The following is a 14,662-nucleotide window of genomic DNA, read 5'->3' as shown; positions in this document are numbered from 1 at the left end:
GAAGGAAGGGTTTTATATGGCAACTGGCAATCCGTATCAAGCATATCAGCAAAATTCTGTAAACACCGCATCCCCAGGGGAACTGACCCTTATGCTTTATAACGGCTGCTTAAAATTTTTATCACAGGCTAAAAAGGCAATCGAGACAGGTTCCATTGAAGAAAGAAATAAAAATATCCAAAAAGCGCAAAACATCATCCAGGAACTGATGGTTACTTTAAATATGGATATCGCTGTGTCAAAGGATTTGCTGTCTTTGTATGATTACTTATACCGCAGATTGGTAGAAGCCAATCTGCAAAATGATGAGACAATCATTGAAGAGGTTGAAGGCTTTGTGGCGGAGTTCCGTGATACCTGGAAGGAAGTCGTCCAGCTAAATCGCCAAAAGCAATATTCCCAGGCTGGTCAAATATAGTGAGCCCCGTCCAAACTTTTCATGAAACTACAGTAAAGCTGATTGATCTGCTCGAGTGCAAAAAGCCTCAGGAACGGGACGAAAGAGTTCGTATTGTAGAAAAACTGCTTTCTCAACGGGAGAATTTGCTTAGCACAATGCAGCCTCCCTTTTCAGATGAAGAGAAAGAGTTTGGAAGGCAGTTAATTGAGTTAAACCAAAAGGTCACAATCCTTTTAAACAGGGAAAAAATAGACATTCAGAAAGATATCAAACAGTTAAGTGCAAAAAAGACATCTACAGCTAAGTACATGAACTCTTACCAAGCGCTTTCAAACGACGGAATGTTTTATGATAAACGGAAATAGGCAGACAAAAATAAATCCTTCATGAAACCAATCATCCTTTTCAAAGCATGATTGGTTTTCTTTAGTCATATGAATTGTTATAATAATGTAAATGCGATACCATTCCATGTTTCCGATTTTTGACCTGTTTTTCAACGATTCGAGGTAATTTATTAATTGTTTGTGAAGGGTTTGTAAAGGGTATCGTAGAATATTACTGTTATAGTCTTATTCAAAGGAGGACTTACGTTTATGAATTACAACGTTCGCGGTGAAAACATTGAGGTGACTCCAGCAATTCGAGAGTATGTAGAGAAAAAAATCGGAAAACTGGAACGATATTTTAACAACACGCCAAATGCTGATGCAAATGTAAATTTGAAGGTTAATAACAACACCTCCAAAGTAGAAGTGACGATTCCAATGACAAATTTGGTGCTGCGTGCTGAAGAGGAAAATGAAGATATGTATGCGGCGATTGACTTGATCACCGATAAGCTTGAACGCCAGATTCGTAAACATAAGACGAAAGTAAACCGTAAATTCAGGTCAACCGGAAGCACTGCAGAGATGTTTGCCGTGGCGGTTGAAGAACCAGAGGTAGTTCCTTTTGAAGAAGAAAGTGATTTGGAAGTTGTCCGCAACAAGCGCTTTGACTTGAAGCCTATGGATAGTGAGGAAGCGATCCTGCAAATGAACATGCTTGGCCATAGTTTCTTCGTATACACAAATTCAGAAACAAATACAACCAATGTGGTGTACCGCCGTAAAGATGGCCGTTATGGTTTAATCGAGCCAAGCTAAATACAGCTTAAATAAAAACCCACCGACGCAGTTCTGGACTTCAGAACTGCGTTTTATTTTATCCGGCCGCCGGGTATCCCTAAACCGAAGGAATAAATCGAGGTCAACGCCATTACAAGAGGTCTTTGATCTCATCTAACTTATCCAGACAGCTTTCACATGTCACGTCCTTAACCGGTCTGAACACGATGTTCCGTAAGTCTTTTCTGTTCAGTTCATAGAAGGAGTTGTGTTTAAGTTCACATAAGCAGTTGTTTTGATCCTTGACTATATGTACGACATGGTTGTTTTTACTTTCAAAAGTTGGATAGAACATTTGGATTCCTTTCTTCTGTTTTTGGGAAAAAGTAAATAAGTTGACATCACAACGATCATGGTAAATATTACTACCCATACTATAGCAATCTTGTTTCGATATTTCATGAGAATAAAGTAATGATAACCGGCACAGGTTCATTATACGTTACTTGGTTTAAATAAATACAGTTGAAACTCCTTGGAGTAGTCATGATTCTGAAAAAAATAGCAAACTTTACTATACTATTACTATACTAATAGATATCCTTAAAAAACGAGGTGTTTTTCATGAACTTTGACTATCATTACCACCCGTATCCTTCACAGCGCTCGTCTGTAATTGCGCGGAATGGCATGGTTGCAACGTCGCAGCCTTTAGCAGCACAGGCTGGATTGGACATGATGAAAAAAGGCGGTAACGCAATAGACGCAGCCATTGCGGCAGCGGCTGCTTTGACGGTCGTTGAGCCAACCTCAAACGGCATCGGCTCGGATGCATTTGCGCTGGTGTGGACAAGGGGGAAGCTGTATGGTTTGAATGCGAGCGGCCCTGCTCCGAAATCGATTTCTATTGAAGCTGTGAAAGCGAGAGGATACGAAAAGATGCCAGTACATGGCTTGATTCCGGTAACCGTTCCCGGTGCACCGTCGGCCTGGGCAGAGCTCTCCCGGAGATTCGGAAAGCTGCCGCTCAAGGAAGTGCTTGAGCCAGCGATCGACTACGCTGAGAAAGGGTATCCGTTAACGCCGATACTGGGGAAGAATTGGGAGAATGCATACCGAAGATATAAACAGGTTTTAACTGCTGATGAATTCCAGCACTGGTTCGAAACGTTTGCCCCCGATGGCAGGGCGCCGAAAGTTGGGGAAATCTGGCGGTCGCAGGGTCATGCCGACACGTTAAGGCTAATCGCAGAAACAAACGCTGAAGGCTTTTACCGTGGAGAAATTGCCGATAAGATTGCGGCTTTTTCTGAAAAATACAACGGGTTTTTATCAAAAGAGGATTTGGCTGGCTTTAAGGCAGAGTGGGTCGACCCGATCAGCGTGAATTATAGAGGTTATGATGTCTGGGAGATCCCGCCGAACGGACAGGGGCTTGTTGCGCTGCTTGCCCTCAACATTGCCAAAGGCTTTTCTTTTGCGGAAAAGGAAAGTGTGGATACATACCATAAACAAATTGAAGCGATGAAGCTTGCGTTTACAGATGGCAAAGCGTTTATTACAGATCCGTCTGAAATGAAGGTTACAGCAGAGGAATTGTTGTCAGAGGGATATGGTGAATCACGCCGCAATGAAATCAGTGAAGCGGCAATAGAGGCCCGGCCTTACCAGCCGCCTGGAGGGGGAACCGTATATCTCGCAACGGCTGACGGCGAGGGAAACATGGTTTCTTTTATCCAGAGTAACTATATGGGCTTCGGTTCAGGAATTGTCGTGCCTGGGACAGGGGTTTCGCTTCAGAACAGGGGCCATGACTTTTCATTGGACTCAAGCGATGCGAATGCCTTAAAGCCTGGGAAAAAGACGTATCACACTATCATCCCGGGTTTCCTGACAAAGGCTGGCCAGGCAGTCGGTCCATTTGGGGTCATGGGCGGGTATATGCAGCCGCAGGGTCATATGCAGGTTGTCATGAATACAGTCGATTTCCAGTTGAATCCCCAGGCTGCGCTCGATGCGCCGAGATGGCAATGGATCAGCGGAAAGACGGTACAGGTTGAGCCTCATTTTCCGAATCATATCGCTCAGGCCCTCAGCCGGAAAGGCCATCAAGTGGAAGTGGCGGTTGATACAGGTGGCTTCGGCCGGGGCCAGATCGTTTGGCGCAATCCGGAAACAGGCGTCTTGATGGGCGGAACCGAGCCGAGAACTGACGGAAGCGTTGCAGCCTGGTAAAAAAAGTATGAATAGATGGTGTCTGCCGTACAGGCATTTATATCGTGTTTGTGAGAAAGGGTGAAACAGGTGAAACAGGCGGATATTTTTATGGCCTTTTTTAGGGTTGGGATGCTTGGTTTTGGAGGGGGTCCTTCCGCTATTCCGTTGGTACAAAAAGAAGTGGTAGAGAAATACCATTGGATGGATTCGGAGGAATTTGGCGATGTGCTGGCCCTTGCCAATGCAATGCCGGGGCCGATTGCTACCAAAATGGCAGGATATATCGGATTTCGTGTCGGCGGGCTATGGGGCATGGTAAACGGACTTTTTGCGCTAATGATCCCGACAATCGTTTTCATGATCGTCCTCTTAAATGTATTGAACTCCTATAAAGATAAGCCCTGGGTAAAAGGCATGGCTGCGGCTGTGGTTCCGGTAGTAGCGGTCATGCTATTAACGATGACATGGGACTTTTTTAAAAAATCGACAAAGTCTGCGCTGGGCTGGACCTGGAGCCTTGTTTTTGTTTTGGTCAGTTTAGTATTGATGGAAGTGGTCCATGTTCATCCCGCGATCATTATTTTTGCCTTGTTACTGGGGGCACTTGTGAAGGGAAGTTCTCCGTTCAAAGGGGAGGCACAAAAGGGGAAAATGAAAACATGATCTATCTACAAATATTCTGGGCATTTTTTATTCCTGGCATTCTCGGTTATGGAGGCGGGCCTGCTTCGATTCCACTAATTGAAAATGAAGTGGTAGACCGGTATGGCTGGCTGACAGTGAACGAGTTCAGTGAGGTTCTGGCCCTGGGAAATTCCCTTCCAGGCCCTATCGCAACCAAAATGGCAGGGTATATCGGCTATCAGCAGGGCGGTATTCTGGGGGTGATTGTAGCCGAATTCGCTACAGTTGGGCCTTCTCTGATTTTAATGATTGCCCTGCTCAGCTTGTTGATGAAGCATAAGGAGTCACCGCGGGTGAAAAGAATGACGATGGCCGTCCGCCCTGTTGTTGCAGTGCTGCTCGGTATCATGACGTATGACTTTTTATTTTCTTCTTATGAAAGTGTGGGCTGGCTGCAGACGGTTTTGATTGGTGTGATCAGTTTCTTTTTGATGGAAAAGGCAAGGGTCCATCCGGCATACGTAATAGCAGGTGCCCTTGTTTACGGCGGGTTTGTACTGGCATAGTCCCTAAATGAAAGTCTTCGATATCAATTTTATCGGTGGCTTTTTTTCTGTCCGCTAAACAAGATCCTTCTATTATTTACTGCATTCATTTCATTTTCTCTAGCTATCTTATATAGAACAGTTTGTTCTCGAAAAAGTATAAAAGTGAGAATAAGCTAGATAATTCTAGATAAAGAACGAAAATTGTCTCTTTTATAGAACTAACAGCACAATTTAGCGTTTTCCAATTATCGAATTTCCGTACTATACTCAATTTATAAGTTCTTTAAAAAGAACGAATAAGCCTTTTGAAAAATAAACTGTTCTTGAAAGAAAACAACAAATTCAAAGTGACTGATAAGATCCAGTCTTCTATATTCGGATTTTTATGTAAGTACTCTCCTAAAAGATGTCTAAAGTACTCTTCAAACGTAGAAAGGAGTCTATGTTATGTTTCGGAAAAATTGTTATAAATGCCATAGGCCCTCTTTCAGCAGTTCCGAGAGCAGAGAGTGGCTGTGCCCGACCTGCGGCTCAGATTTAACAAATCAGAGAATATTTGACGCAATGGCTTTCGAAAAGATGAATAGGACGTTTGGACTGTATAAATTTGGGGAAGGTAAAAGAAATAGGTAATTTCTGAATGGTTCTATATTGCTACTAATTTCCCCCTTCCAAAAATCTCCTTTTATTGACTTTAAAATATGCAAATGCTATCTATTGACAAAAAGGTGTCTGAATATGTAAATAAATCACGAATCTTTTTTTCTTCGTCTGACAAGAAACAGCAAAAATATCCATATCCTTCTTTTATAATCACTATATAGCACAAGCTTTTCTAATAGAAAGAACAGAAAAAGGCAAACTTATTGAAAAATAAGGACGCAAAGTCACGGGTCTAAGGTTGGGTATCTCACTATGATGGCTGGACTACCTGAAATACGTTGGTATTTTAGGAGGATGAAGGGTGATTATGGAAATGGTAAATCGTGAACTCGACCAAGAATGGCTGAAGCTAATTATTCAAGCAAAGGAACTTGGAATCCATGCAGAAGAAGTCAGAGCGTTCTTTCAATCACCTCTGCGGCAAAGAGATGTGACCGAAACCTACGAGGATACATACAATCAAAAAAGAAAAGGGTGATCTTTTAAACAATGAGGTTTGTTGGCAAGCCTCTTTTCCAAGAGATTGTATCTTGTACCAGGATAAAAAGGAAGGGATGAGGATGTAAGGTGTAAAAGGGAAGGGATTCATTAGATAGTGTCAACCCCTAAACCTGGCTGTTTGCTTGCAGGCCATTCTGTTTAAGGGGATTTTTTTATAAGATTAGAAAAGAGACACCTTAGAACAGGGAGAAATCAGCTCTCCTTGTCTTGAGGTTCCTGGTTTTTTAATTTCCATTTATTAAATTCAATAAATTCGCGGAATTCTTCTTTGGAGACTCCTGAACCCATTGCTTCCTGAACAATTTTTAGCCAGTCTGCATCAAGGCTTTCTTTATCAACCTGGTTATGCAGAAGGGAATCCATCGGAACATGCAGCACGGCTGCAAGCTTTTCGAGAAATTGGATGGAAGGGTTTGTTTGTAAATTCCTCTCTAACGAACTTAAATAAGATTTAGCTACGCCGGCTTTATCGGCAAGTTCGGTCATCGACATTTTTCTTTCTTCCCGAAGCTTTTTAACGCGATCCCCTATCATCAATACCACATCCTGAATCTGTTCTTTTATTATAATTGAATCGGCAAAACACACGATATGTGTATAATTTCTGTACTATATTACATTTTACCAGTTTTACTAGTCATTTATCTATCACTTTAAAGAAATTGTGCCTTCTTACTCAGTATAGACAGTCTTTTTAAAGATCATCCATCCCGATCAGGATATTTTCCTGTTTGTCGAACCCGGCCTTCCTTCGAGTGAGATGAAGTTGTACCTATACATTAGAAATGGTAATATTAAGAATGCACATATATATAAATTTACACTCTAAAGTTGCAGATGTGCAATTATTGGTTTTTTTGCAGACTGTAGACAGATATTTGTGAGTTTATTTTTTTAAGAGGAGCGTTTGTGAATGCTTAATATATTAAATAAAGTGTTTGATCCGAATAAGCGTGAGGTTAAACGCCTGCAAAAGCTTTCTGATGAAATAGAGGCACTGGCATCCGGAATGGAAGCATTATCGGATGAAGAATTGCGTGCCAAAACGGAAGAATTCAAGCAGCGCTACCAGAATGGGGAAACGGTTGATGATTTGCTTGTTGAAGCCTTTGCGGTCGTTCGCGAAGGCGCAAAGCGTGCACTCGGGTTGTATCCGTTCTATGTACAGCTCATGGGCGGCATTTCGCTTCATGACGGCAACATCTCCGAGATGAAGACCGGGGAAGGTAAAACATTGACTTCGACACTGCCGGTCTATTTAAATGCGATTACCGGCAAGGGTGTTCACGTCGTCACCGTCAACGAATACCTGGCAAGCCGCGATGCTGTTGAAATGGGCAAGCTCTATGAGTTCCTTGGCTTGACGGTTGGCCTTAACTTGAACAGCATGTCCAAGGAAGAAAAGATGGAAGCCTATGCGGCTGATATCACCTATAGTACAAACAATGAGCTTGGCTTTGATTATCTGCGGGATAACATGGTGCTTTATAATGAGCAAATGGTTCAGCGTCCGCTTTATTTTGCCGTCATTGACGAAGTTGACTCGATCTTGATCGACGAAGCGCGTACACCGCTGATCATTTCCGGCTCAGCGCAAAAGTCGACGCAGCTTTACATGCAGGCAAACGCCTTTGTACGCACGCTGCAGAAAGAAACGGATTATACGTATGATGAAAAAACGAAAAGCGTGCAGCTGACTGAAGAAGGCATCAACAAAACTGAACGTGCCTTCCATATTGAGAACCTGTTCGAAATCAGCCATGTGTCTCTGAACCACCATATAAATCAGGCCTTGAAAGCGCACGTTACAATGTTCAATGATGTCGACTATGTAGTTCAGGACGGCGAAATCATTATCGTTGACCAATTCACAGGCCGTTTGATGAAGGGACGCCGTTACAGTGACGGGCTGCATCAGGCAATTGAAGCGAAGGAAGGCCTCGATATCCAAAATGAAAGCATGACGTTAGCGACGATTACGTTCCAGAACTACTTCCGTATGTACGAAAAGCTTTCCGGCATGACAGGTACAGCGAAAACGGAAGAAGAAGAATTCCGCAACATCTATAATATGAACGTAGTTGTTATTCCGACTAACAGAGAAATAGTCCGGGATGATAGAGCTGATTTAATCTATGCTTCCATGGATGGGAAATTCCGTGCGGTTGTCGAGGATATTGCCGAGCGCTATGAAAAAGGACAGCCTGTGCTTGTTGGTACAGTGGCAATCGAAACATCTGAAGTCATCTCAAAATATCTTCAGAAAAAAGGCATTCCCCACGATGTTTTAAATGCGAAAAACCATGAACGTGAAGCAGAAATCATCTTGCATGCCGGTGAACAGGGTTCGATTACCATTGCGACGAACATGGCCGGCCGCGGTACAGATATTAAGCTTGGCGAAGGTGTCGTAGAGCTTGGCGGACTTGCCGTTATCGGTACAGAACGCCATGAAAGCCGCCGTATCGATAATCAGCTGCGCGGACGTTCCGGGCGTCAGGGAGACCCGGGTGTCACTCAATTCTTCCTTTCCATGGAAGATGAATTGATGCGTCGTTTTGGTTCCGACAATATGAAGGCGATGATGACAAGGCTTGGAATGGATGACTCCCAGCCTATTCAAAGCCGGATGGTGACCAGGGCAGTTGAATCCGCGCAAAAACGCGTGGAGGGCAACAACTTTGACGCACGTAAACAGCTTCTTCAATATGATGATGTATTGCGTCAGCAGCGCGAAATCATTTACAAACAGCGTTCCGAGGTATTGGACAGCGAGAACCTTCGCAGCATTGTCGAGAGAATGCTTGATTCCTCTGTCCGCCGAAGCGTCGATTCGTTTGCTCCGATGCATGAGGAAGAAGAGAACTGGAACCTGCAGGGACTCATCGACTATATTAACGGAAATCTTCTCAATGAAGGGGACATTACCGAAACGGATCTCAAGGGTAAGGATTCCGGGGAAATTGCTGATTTTATCCTGGCAAAGGTCAAGGATCACTACGATGCCAAAGAAGAGCAGCTTTCCGATGAGCAAATGCGCGAATTCGAAAAAGTAATTGTGCTCCGTGCTGTTGACAGCAAATGGATGGACCATATCGATGCGATGGACCAGCTGCGCCAGGGTATCCATCTACGCGCATATGGACAGATCAACCCGCTTCAGGAATATCAGCATGAAGGGTTTGCGATGTTTGAGGCGATGATCACTTCGATTGAAGACGAAGTGTCGATGTATATCATGAAAGCAGAAATCCGCAATAACCTTGAACGCCAGGAAGTCGCGAAAGGACAGGCGGTTAATCCAAAGGAAGATGGAGAAACCGTTAAGAAAAAGCCTGCCCGCAAAAAAGCCGATGTCGGACGTAATGCCCTTTGCCCATGCGGAAGCGGCAAAAAGTACAAAAACTGTCATGGCCACTTAGAAGGATAAATAAAAAGGAAAGAGGACATGCGAAAGAGGTCCGGTAGAACACCTGGTTTTACCGCCTCTTTTCGTGTTTTTTATCAGATAAATGGCTGCTGGCTGCAAGTTGGCAGCGGAGATCCTGGTTTTTGTTGCTACACTTTCGGTGTTGCAGCAGAGTTTTATTACATTGAAAATACTTGCACTTTTATAAGGGAAATAAAATAGTCTAATTATATGAGCAATTTTTTCTAATACTTTGAGGTGAAGAAAATGGAATTGGCAGATATCAGGAATGAACTTGAAAAAACAGCTAAGCTTTTAGCTGACTTTAGGGGGTCTCTTTGACTTAGAAGAGAAGGAAGCCCGAATTGCGGAACTGGAAAACGTCATGACGGATCCCGATTTCTGGAACGATCAGCAAAAGGCGCAAACGGTCATTAATGAAACAAATGCGCTGAAAGAACAGGTTGACCAGTTAACAGAATTGAATGAAACGTTTGAAAATCTTGATTTAACGTATGAACTCGTAAAGGAAGAAAGCGATGCCGAGCTGCAAGCGGAATTAGAAGAAGAAATCGTTCTGCTTTCCCAAAGGATGAATGACTTTCAGCTGCAACTTTTGTTGAGCGAGGAGTATGACAAGAACAGCGCAATATTGGAGCTGCACCCGGGTGCTGGCGGTACCGAGTCACAGGATTGGGGCTCGATGCTTCTTCGTATGTATACCCGCTGGGGAGAGAAGCGGGGGTTTAAAGTGGAGACACTCGATTACCTTCCTGGCGATGAAGCGGGAATCAAAAGTGTTACGCTTCTTTTCAAAGGGCACAATGCCTACGGGTATCTGAAAGCGGAAAAAGGTGTCCACCGCTTGGTGCGTATATCCCCGTTTGATTCTTCAGGCCGCCGCCATACTTCGTTCGTGTCCTGTGAAGTCATGCCGGAGTTTAATGATGAGATTGAGATCGACATTCGGACAGAAGATCTCAAAATTGATACGTACCGTGCGAGCGGTGCCGGCGGACAGCATATAAACACGACCGATTCAGCGGTCCGGATTACCCACCTTCCAACCGGCGTCGTGGTAACTTGCCAATCTGAGCGTTCTCAGATTAAAAACCGGGCTCAGGCAATGAATATGCTGAAAGCAAAGCTGTATCAAAGAGAAATTGAACAACAACAGGCAGATTTGGATGAAATCCGTGGTGAGCAAAAGGAGATTGGCTGGGGCAGCCAGATCCGCTCGTATGTGTTCCATCCCTATTCAATGGTTAAAGACCACCGTACAAGCACGGAAACTGGTAACGTGCAGGCAGTCATGGACGGCGATATCGACCCGTTCATCGATGCGTACTTACGTTCACGGTTAAACTAAAAGCAGGATAGTCTTTAAAGGGGTCTGACTCCTATTAAAGACTATCCATTTGTTTTTTCTAAAATCATTATCTCTCCATTTTACAACCCCAAATCCCTTTCTTTGAGTAAATCAGACAAAACATACAAAAAATAACCATGTGAGGCAACGAGAATATTTTATGGGTATTGTTTCGCTTTAATGCTTTATCTAAGTGGCATTTACACTATATGATTTATGGTGCTATACTACTTTGGGTTGTTTATGACACGTTGAAACAAGAGACTGGAACTCATTTTTCCACAGTAGCAATACACCAGAGGAGATCTTCTATGAAAAAGAGATACAGGGTGCCAAAGCATCCAATCTTAACAAAGATGAGTGAATATGGAATAGTGCTGATCGGTTCAGCGATCGTCGCAGTTTCATTTAATGTGTTTTTACTGCCTAATCGGATTGCTTCTGGAGGGGTAAGCGGGATCAGTACGATCCTTGATGCAACGATCGGACTTGAGCCCGCCTATGTGCAGTGGGCATTTAATATTCCGCTATTTATCGCCGGGCTGCTATTTCTGGGAATGCAGTTTGGTGCCAAAACACTTGTTGGCACAGTGTTCCTGCCGTTCATCGTATTTTTGACAAAGCATTGGGAACCTTGGACAAGCGATGCCTTGCTTGGTTCGATCTGCGGCGGTATCGGTATCGGGCTTGGACTCGGACTTGTATTCAGAGGAAAAGCATCGACTGGCGGCACGGATTTGGCGGCTCAGATCATTCATAAGTATACGAACCTTTCGCTTGGCACATGTGTGGCGATGATCGATGGCTTGATTGTGCTGAGCGCTGCTGTTGTCTTTGATATTGAAAGAGGATTGTATGCCTTGATTGGGCTATACGTGACCAGCAAAACGATCGATTTGGTGCAAATTGGCATAGGCCGTTCGAAAATGGCGATGATTATTACGAATAATGAACCCGAAGTAAGGCATGCTATTATACATGAGATAGATCGAGGGGTAACGAGGTTATCAGGTTTTGGAGGATACACCGATGATACCCGGCCTATCCTGATGTGCGTGATTGACCAGTCGGAATTCATCAGATTGAAACAATTGGTGAAAGCCGTTGATCCAAGGGCGTTTGTCATCGTTATGGATGCTTCAGAGGTTTTGGGTGAAGGTTTTAAACATGCATGAAAATGGTATAATATCCAAGTATCTTCAAAGATTAGCTTTAAGGAGGTTTTTTGAATGAAGAAGAAGCTACTGGCATTATTGATGGGAACATCACTTGTACTGGCTGCCTGCGGTGGCGGTGATGACGACAATGCTGATAAAGAGCCGGCGAACAATAATAATGAAACATCGACCGCAGATGCCGGGGATGCAGCAGAAATCTACAAAAACAATTGTGCAAGCTGTCATGGGCAAAACCTTGAAGGCGCAGTCGGCCCTAAATTAAGCGATGCAGGATCTCGGTTGTCTAAAGACGAAATCGAAACAACCATTGCTGAAGGAAAAGGATCAATGCCTGCAGGTATAATACAGGGAGACGAAGCTTCACAAGTAGCTGATTGGCTGGCTCAAAAGAAATAATATCCTGAGTGATCGAATAACGTCCGAAAGACGCTGAAAGACAATTTAAAATATGAACAAGCTAAAAATGCCGATATTTATATCGGCATTTTTTATGCGCTTCGCAGCGCATCGTACTTTAGTTGATAAGACATGGAAGCAGTTACTAGATCAAGCTGGACTAGGATACAAAACATATTTAATAACTCAAGCATACCCCAATGAGGAAGCGATGGCTTTGGTCTCCACTGCATCTAAATATCCTGTCTCTCTGTGTCAGCCATTTTAGAGGACTTTGGTGAGTTTATCGTTCAAGGTCTAACCAAGACATATAAACCTTTTAAACCTGAATGATAAAAGAGACGACAAAATAGAAAAACAGACGACAAAACTTTAACCGAAATTGGAACCGGTTAATTCAATTTATATAGAAGACTTTTTTTTATAAAAATAAAACTTTTTCCTCATGACTATTCTGAATTTTCTGATCTAGTTGAAATGAAACTGTAATAAAATTAATCTTATTTTGACAAATTTTGATGTTATAATGTTTCTGTACTTAAACAGGGTGAAAAACCTGCTATTTTTTCGCCCTTTTTGTCTAGTAATGTCGAAATCCAGCTTTTAAGATCGACGTTCTGAGAGATGTGAACTTTTAAAAGCTAATTAGGTGGTTTTTTAATGATCGAAATGTCCGAAGTCAGTAAAACATACCCTAATGGCGTAGTTGCCGTTAACAGTTTTAATGTCAAAATCAAGCAAGGTGAATTCGTTTATGTTGTAGGTCCCAGCGGTTCCGGGAAAACTACTTTTATAAAAATGATGTACAGGGAAGAAAAGCCGACGACAGGAAGCATTACAGTCAATGGCATCAACCTTTCCAAGATTCGCAATACGAAGGTGCCTTTGTTCCGCAGAAATCTCGGTGTTGTATTCCAGGATTTCAAATTGCTTCCCACACTGACAGTCTATGAAAATGTGGCATTTGCCATGGAAGTTATTGAAAAGCATCCAGTCGAGATCAAGCGCCGTGTCATGGAGGTTCTTGATTTAGTTGGATTGAAACATAAGGTCCGCATGCTACCTGACGAGCTTTCAGGCGGAGAGCAGCAGCGGGTATCGATTGCGCGATCGATCGTGAATTCTCCGAAAGTGGTCATTGCTGATGAACCAACCGGAAACCTCGACCCGGAAACCTCCTGGGAAATTATGAACACTCTAGAAGAAATCAATAAGCGGGATACAACAATCGTTATGGCGACGCATAACAAGGATATTGTCAATAATTTGAAACATCGTGTAATTGCCATTGAAAATGGAAGAATCGTTCGCGATGAGCAACGAGGTGAATACGGTTATGAAATTTAATACACTTCGCCGCCATTTTCGCGAAAGTGGCAAAAATCTTGGCCGTAACGGATGGATGACGTTCGCATCCATCAGTGCTGTTACCGTAACATTGCTTTTGGTCGGTGTATTCTTTGTCATCATGATGAACTTGAACCATATAGCCGGCAATGTCGAAAAAGATGTGGAAATCAGGGCACATGTTGATTCCGCCGCCAATGATCAGGATAGGGAAATGATCGGCAGGAAAATAGAGCAAATCCCCGAGGTTGACACTTCCCGTTTCTCCCCAAAAGAAAAGGAATTGACCAATTTGATTCAAGACTTAGGGGAAGATGGCGATGCTTTTAAGCTGTTTGAACAGGATAATCCGCTCCGTGATGTTTATATCATCAAAACAAAAAACCCGCAGGATGTTATAAAGGTAGCAAAGGAAGTGGAAGGCCTTAATTATATCCAAAAAGTCAATTATGGCCAGGGCTACGTGGAGAAGTTATTCGATGTCGTAAATGTAGCGAGAAACATAGGGATTATCTTAATCCTTGGCCTTTTATTTACCGCTATGTTTCTCATTTCCAATACAATTAAGATCACCATTGTCGCAAGAAGAAAAGAAATCGAGATTATGAGACTAGTAGGGGCGACAAACAGCTTCATCCGCTGGCCGTTCTTCCTGGAAGGCTTATGGCTTGGTATGCTTGGAGCTGTCTTGCCAATTATCTTAATCGGGACAGGCTATTACTATTTATATGAAACGGTAAGTCCGCGTATTGATATTAAGTTTGTTGAGTTGCTGTCGGTCAATCCATTTATCATCCAGGTTTCAGCGATTCTGCTGTTGCTGGGCGCTTTAATCGGTGTTTGGGGCAGCATGATGACAGTCAGAAAGTTTTTAAAGATTTAAGGCAGGCCGGGATACCCG

At 43.2% G+C, this 14,662-nt stretch carries 14 protein-coding genes and 1 riboswitch; of the genes, 13 read left to right on the top strand and 1 reads right to left on the bottom strand.

Going from position 1 to position 14,662, the window contains the following annotated elements:
* Positions 1–16: 16 nt before the first annotated feature.
* The 7 genes from fliS to ELQ35_RS03350 all read left to right on the top strand — a co-directional run bounded on the left by fliS (position 17) and on the right by ELQ35_RS03350 (position 6,039).
* Positions 17–418 (top strand): flagellar export chaperone FliS, encoded by a 402-nt coding sequence (gene fliS, locus ELQ35_RS03380; protein WP_126863427.1) that lies wholly within the window; start codon positions 17–19, stop codon positions 416–418.
* Complete coding sequence (fliT, locus tag ELQ35_RS03375; RefSeq protein ID WP_126863426.1) at positions 418–765, top strand: flagellar protein FliT; 348 nt, start codon at positions 418–420, stop codon at positions 763–765. Before fliS ends, fliT begins: the two co-directional genes overlap by 1 nt.
* Positions 766–996: 231 nt before the next feature.
* Positions 997–1,548 carry a ribosome hibernation-promoting factor, HPF/YfiA family gene (hpf, locus tag ELQ35_RS03370; protein WP_126863425.1) on the top strand — a complete coding sequence of 184 codons (552 nt, stop codon included), beginning with the start codon at positions 997–999 and terminating at the stop codon, positions 1,546–1,548.
* 585 nt (positions 1,549–2,133) lie between these two features.
* Positions 2,134–3,744, top strand: coding sequence for a gamma-glutamyltransferase family protein (locus tag ELQ35_RS03365; protein ID WP_126863424.1), 1,611 nt, complete (start codon positions 2,134–2,136; stop codon positions 3,742–3,744).
* Positions 3,745–3,813: 69 nt separating this feature from the next.
* Positions 3,814–4,389, top strand: a complete 576-nt coding sequence (locus ELQ35_RS03360) for a chromate transporter (protein WP_126863423.1) — start codon at positions 3,814–3,816, stop codon at positions 4,387–4,389.
* A complete protein-coding gene (locus ELQ35_RS03355; RefSeq protein ID WP_126863422.1) occupies positions 4,386–4,916 on the top strand; it encodes a chromate transporter in 531 nt (176 codons plus the stop codon). Before ELQ35_RS03360 ends, ELQ35_RS03355 begins: the two co-directional genes overlap by 4 nt.
* Positions 4,917–5,744: 828 nt before the next feature.
* A riboswitch (cyclic di-GMP riboswitch) is annotated at positions 5,745–5,833 on the top strand.
* Positions 5,834–5,868: 35 nt separating this feature from the next.
* Complete coding sequence (locus ELQ35_RS03350) at positions 5,869–6,039, top strand: anti-repressor SinI family protein (RefSeq protein WP_126863640.1); 171 nt, start codon at positions 5,869–5,871, stop codon at positions 6,037–6,039.
* A gap of 215 nt (positions 6,040–6,254) precedes the next feature.
* On the opposite strand, the gene ELQ35_RS03345 is transcribed toward ELQ35_RS03350, so the two are convergent.
* Complete coding sequence (locus tag ELQ35_RS03345; RefSeq protein ID WP_126863421.1) at positions 6,255–6,596, bottom strand: helix-turn-helix domain-containing protein; 342 nt, start codon at positions 6,594–6,596, stop codon at positions 6,255–6,257.
* Positions 6,597–6,975: 379 nt separating this feature from the next.
* Between ELQ35_RS03345 and secA the strand changes: the two genes are divergently transcribed.
* The 6 genes from secA to ftsX all read left to right on the top strand — a co-directional run bounded on the left by secA (position 6,976) and on the right by ftsX (position 14,644).
* Positions 6,976–9,492, top strand: coding sequence for a preprotein translocase subunit SecA (gene secA, locus ELQ35_RS03340; protein ID WP_126863420.1), 2,517 nt, complete (start codon positions 6,976–6,978; stop codon positions 9,490–9,492).
* A 246-nt stretch (positions 9,493–9,738) separates the two neighbouring features.
* A protein-coding gene (gene prfB / locus ELQ35_RS03335) for a peptide chain release factor 2 (RefSeq protein ID WP_126863419.1) occupies positions 9,739–10,840 on the top strand; the annotation gives its coding sequence in 2 pieces (ribosomal slippage) (positions 9,739–9,810 and positions 9,812–10,840; 1,101 coding nt in all).
* A 311-nt stretch (positions 10,841–11,151) separates the two neighbouring features.
* Positions 11,152–12,015 (top strand): YitT family protein, encoded by an 864-nt coding sequence (locus ELQ35_RS03330; protein WP_126863418.1) that lies wholly within the window; start codon positions 11,152–11,154, stop codon positions 12,013–12,015.
* Positions 12,016–12,069: 54 nt separating this feature from the next.
* Positions 12,070–12,414, top strand: coding sequence for a cytochrome c551 (gene cccB / locus ELQ35_RS03325; RefSeq protein WP_126863417.1), 345 nt, complete (start codon positions 12,070–12,072; stop codon positions 12,412–12,414).
* 660 nt (positions 12,415–13,074) lie between these two features.
* Positions 13,075–13,761, top strand: a complete 687-nt coding sequence (gene ftsE, locus ELQ35_RS03320; protein ID WP_126863416.1) for a cell division ATP-binding protein FtsE — start codon at positions 13,075–13,077, stop codon at positions 13,759–13,761.
* A complete protein-coding gene (gene ftsX, locus ELQ35_RS03315) occupies positions 13,751–14,644 on the top strand; it encodes a permease-like cell division protein FtsX (RefSeq protein WP_126863415.1) in 894 nt (297 codons plus the stop codon). Before ftsE ends, ftsX begins: the two co-directional genes overlap by 11 nt.
* The last annotated feature ends 18 nt before the right edge of the window (positions 14,645–14,662 follow it).

This window comes from Peribacillus cavernae (assembly GCF_003989135.1).
GTDB lineage: Bacteria > Bacillota > Bacilli > Bacillales > DSM-1321 > Peribacillus > Peribacillus cavernae.
The sequence above is the reverse complement of the archived record's forward strand: the minus strand, read 5'-3'. Positions and strand labels throughout refer to the sequence as shown.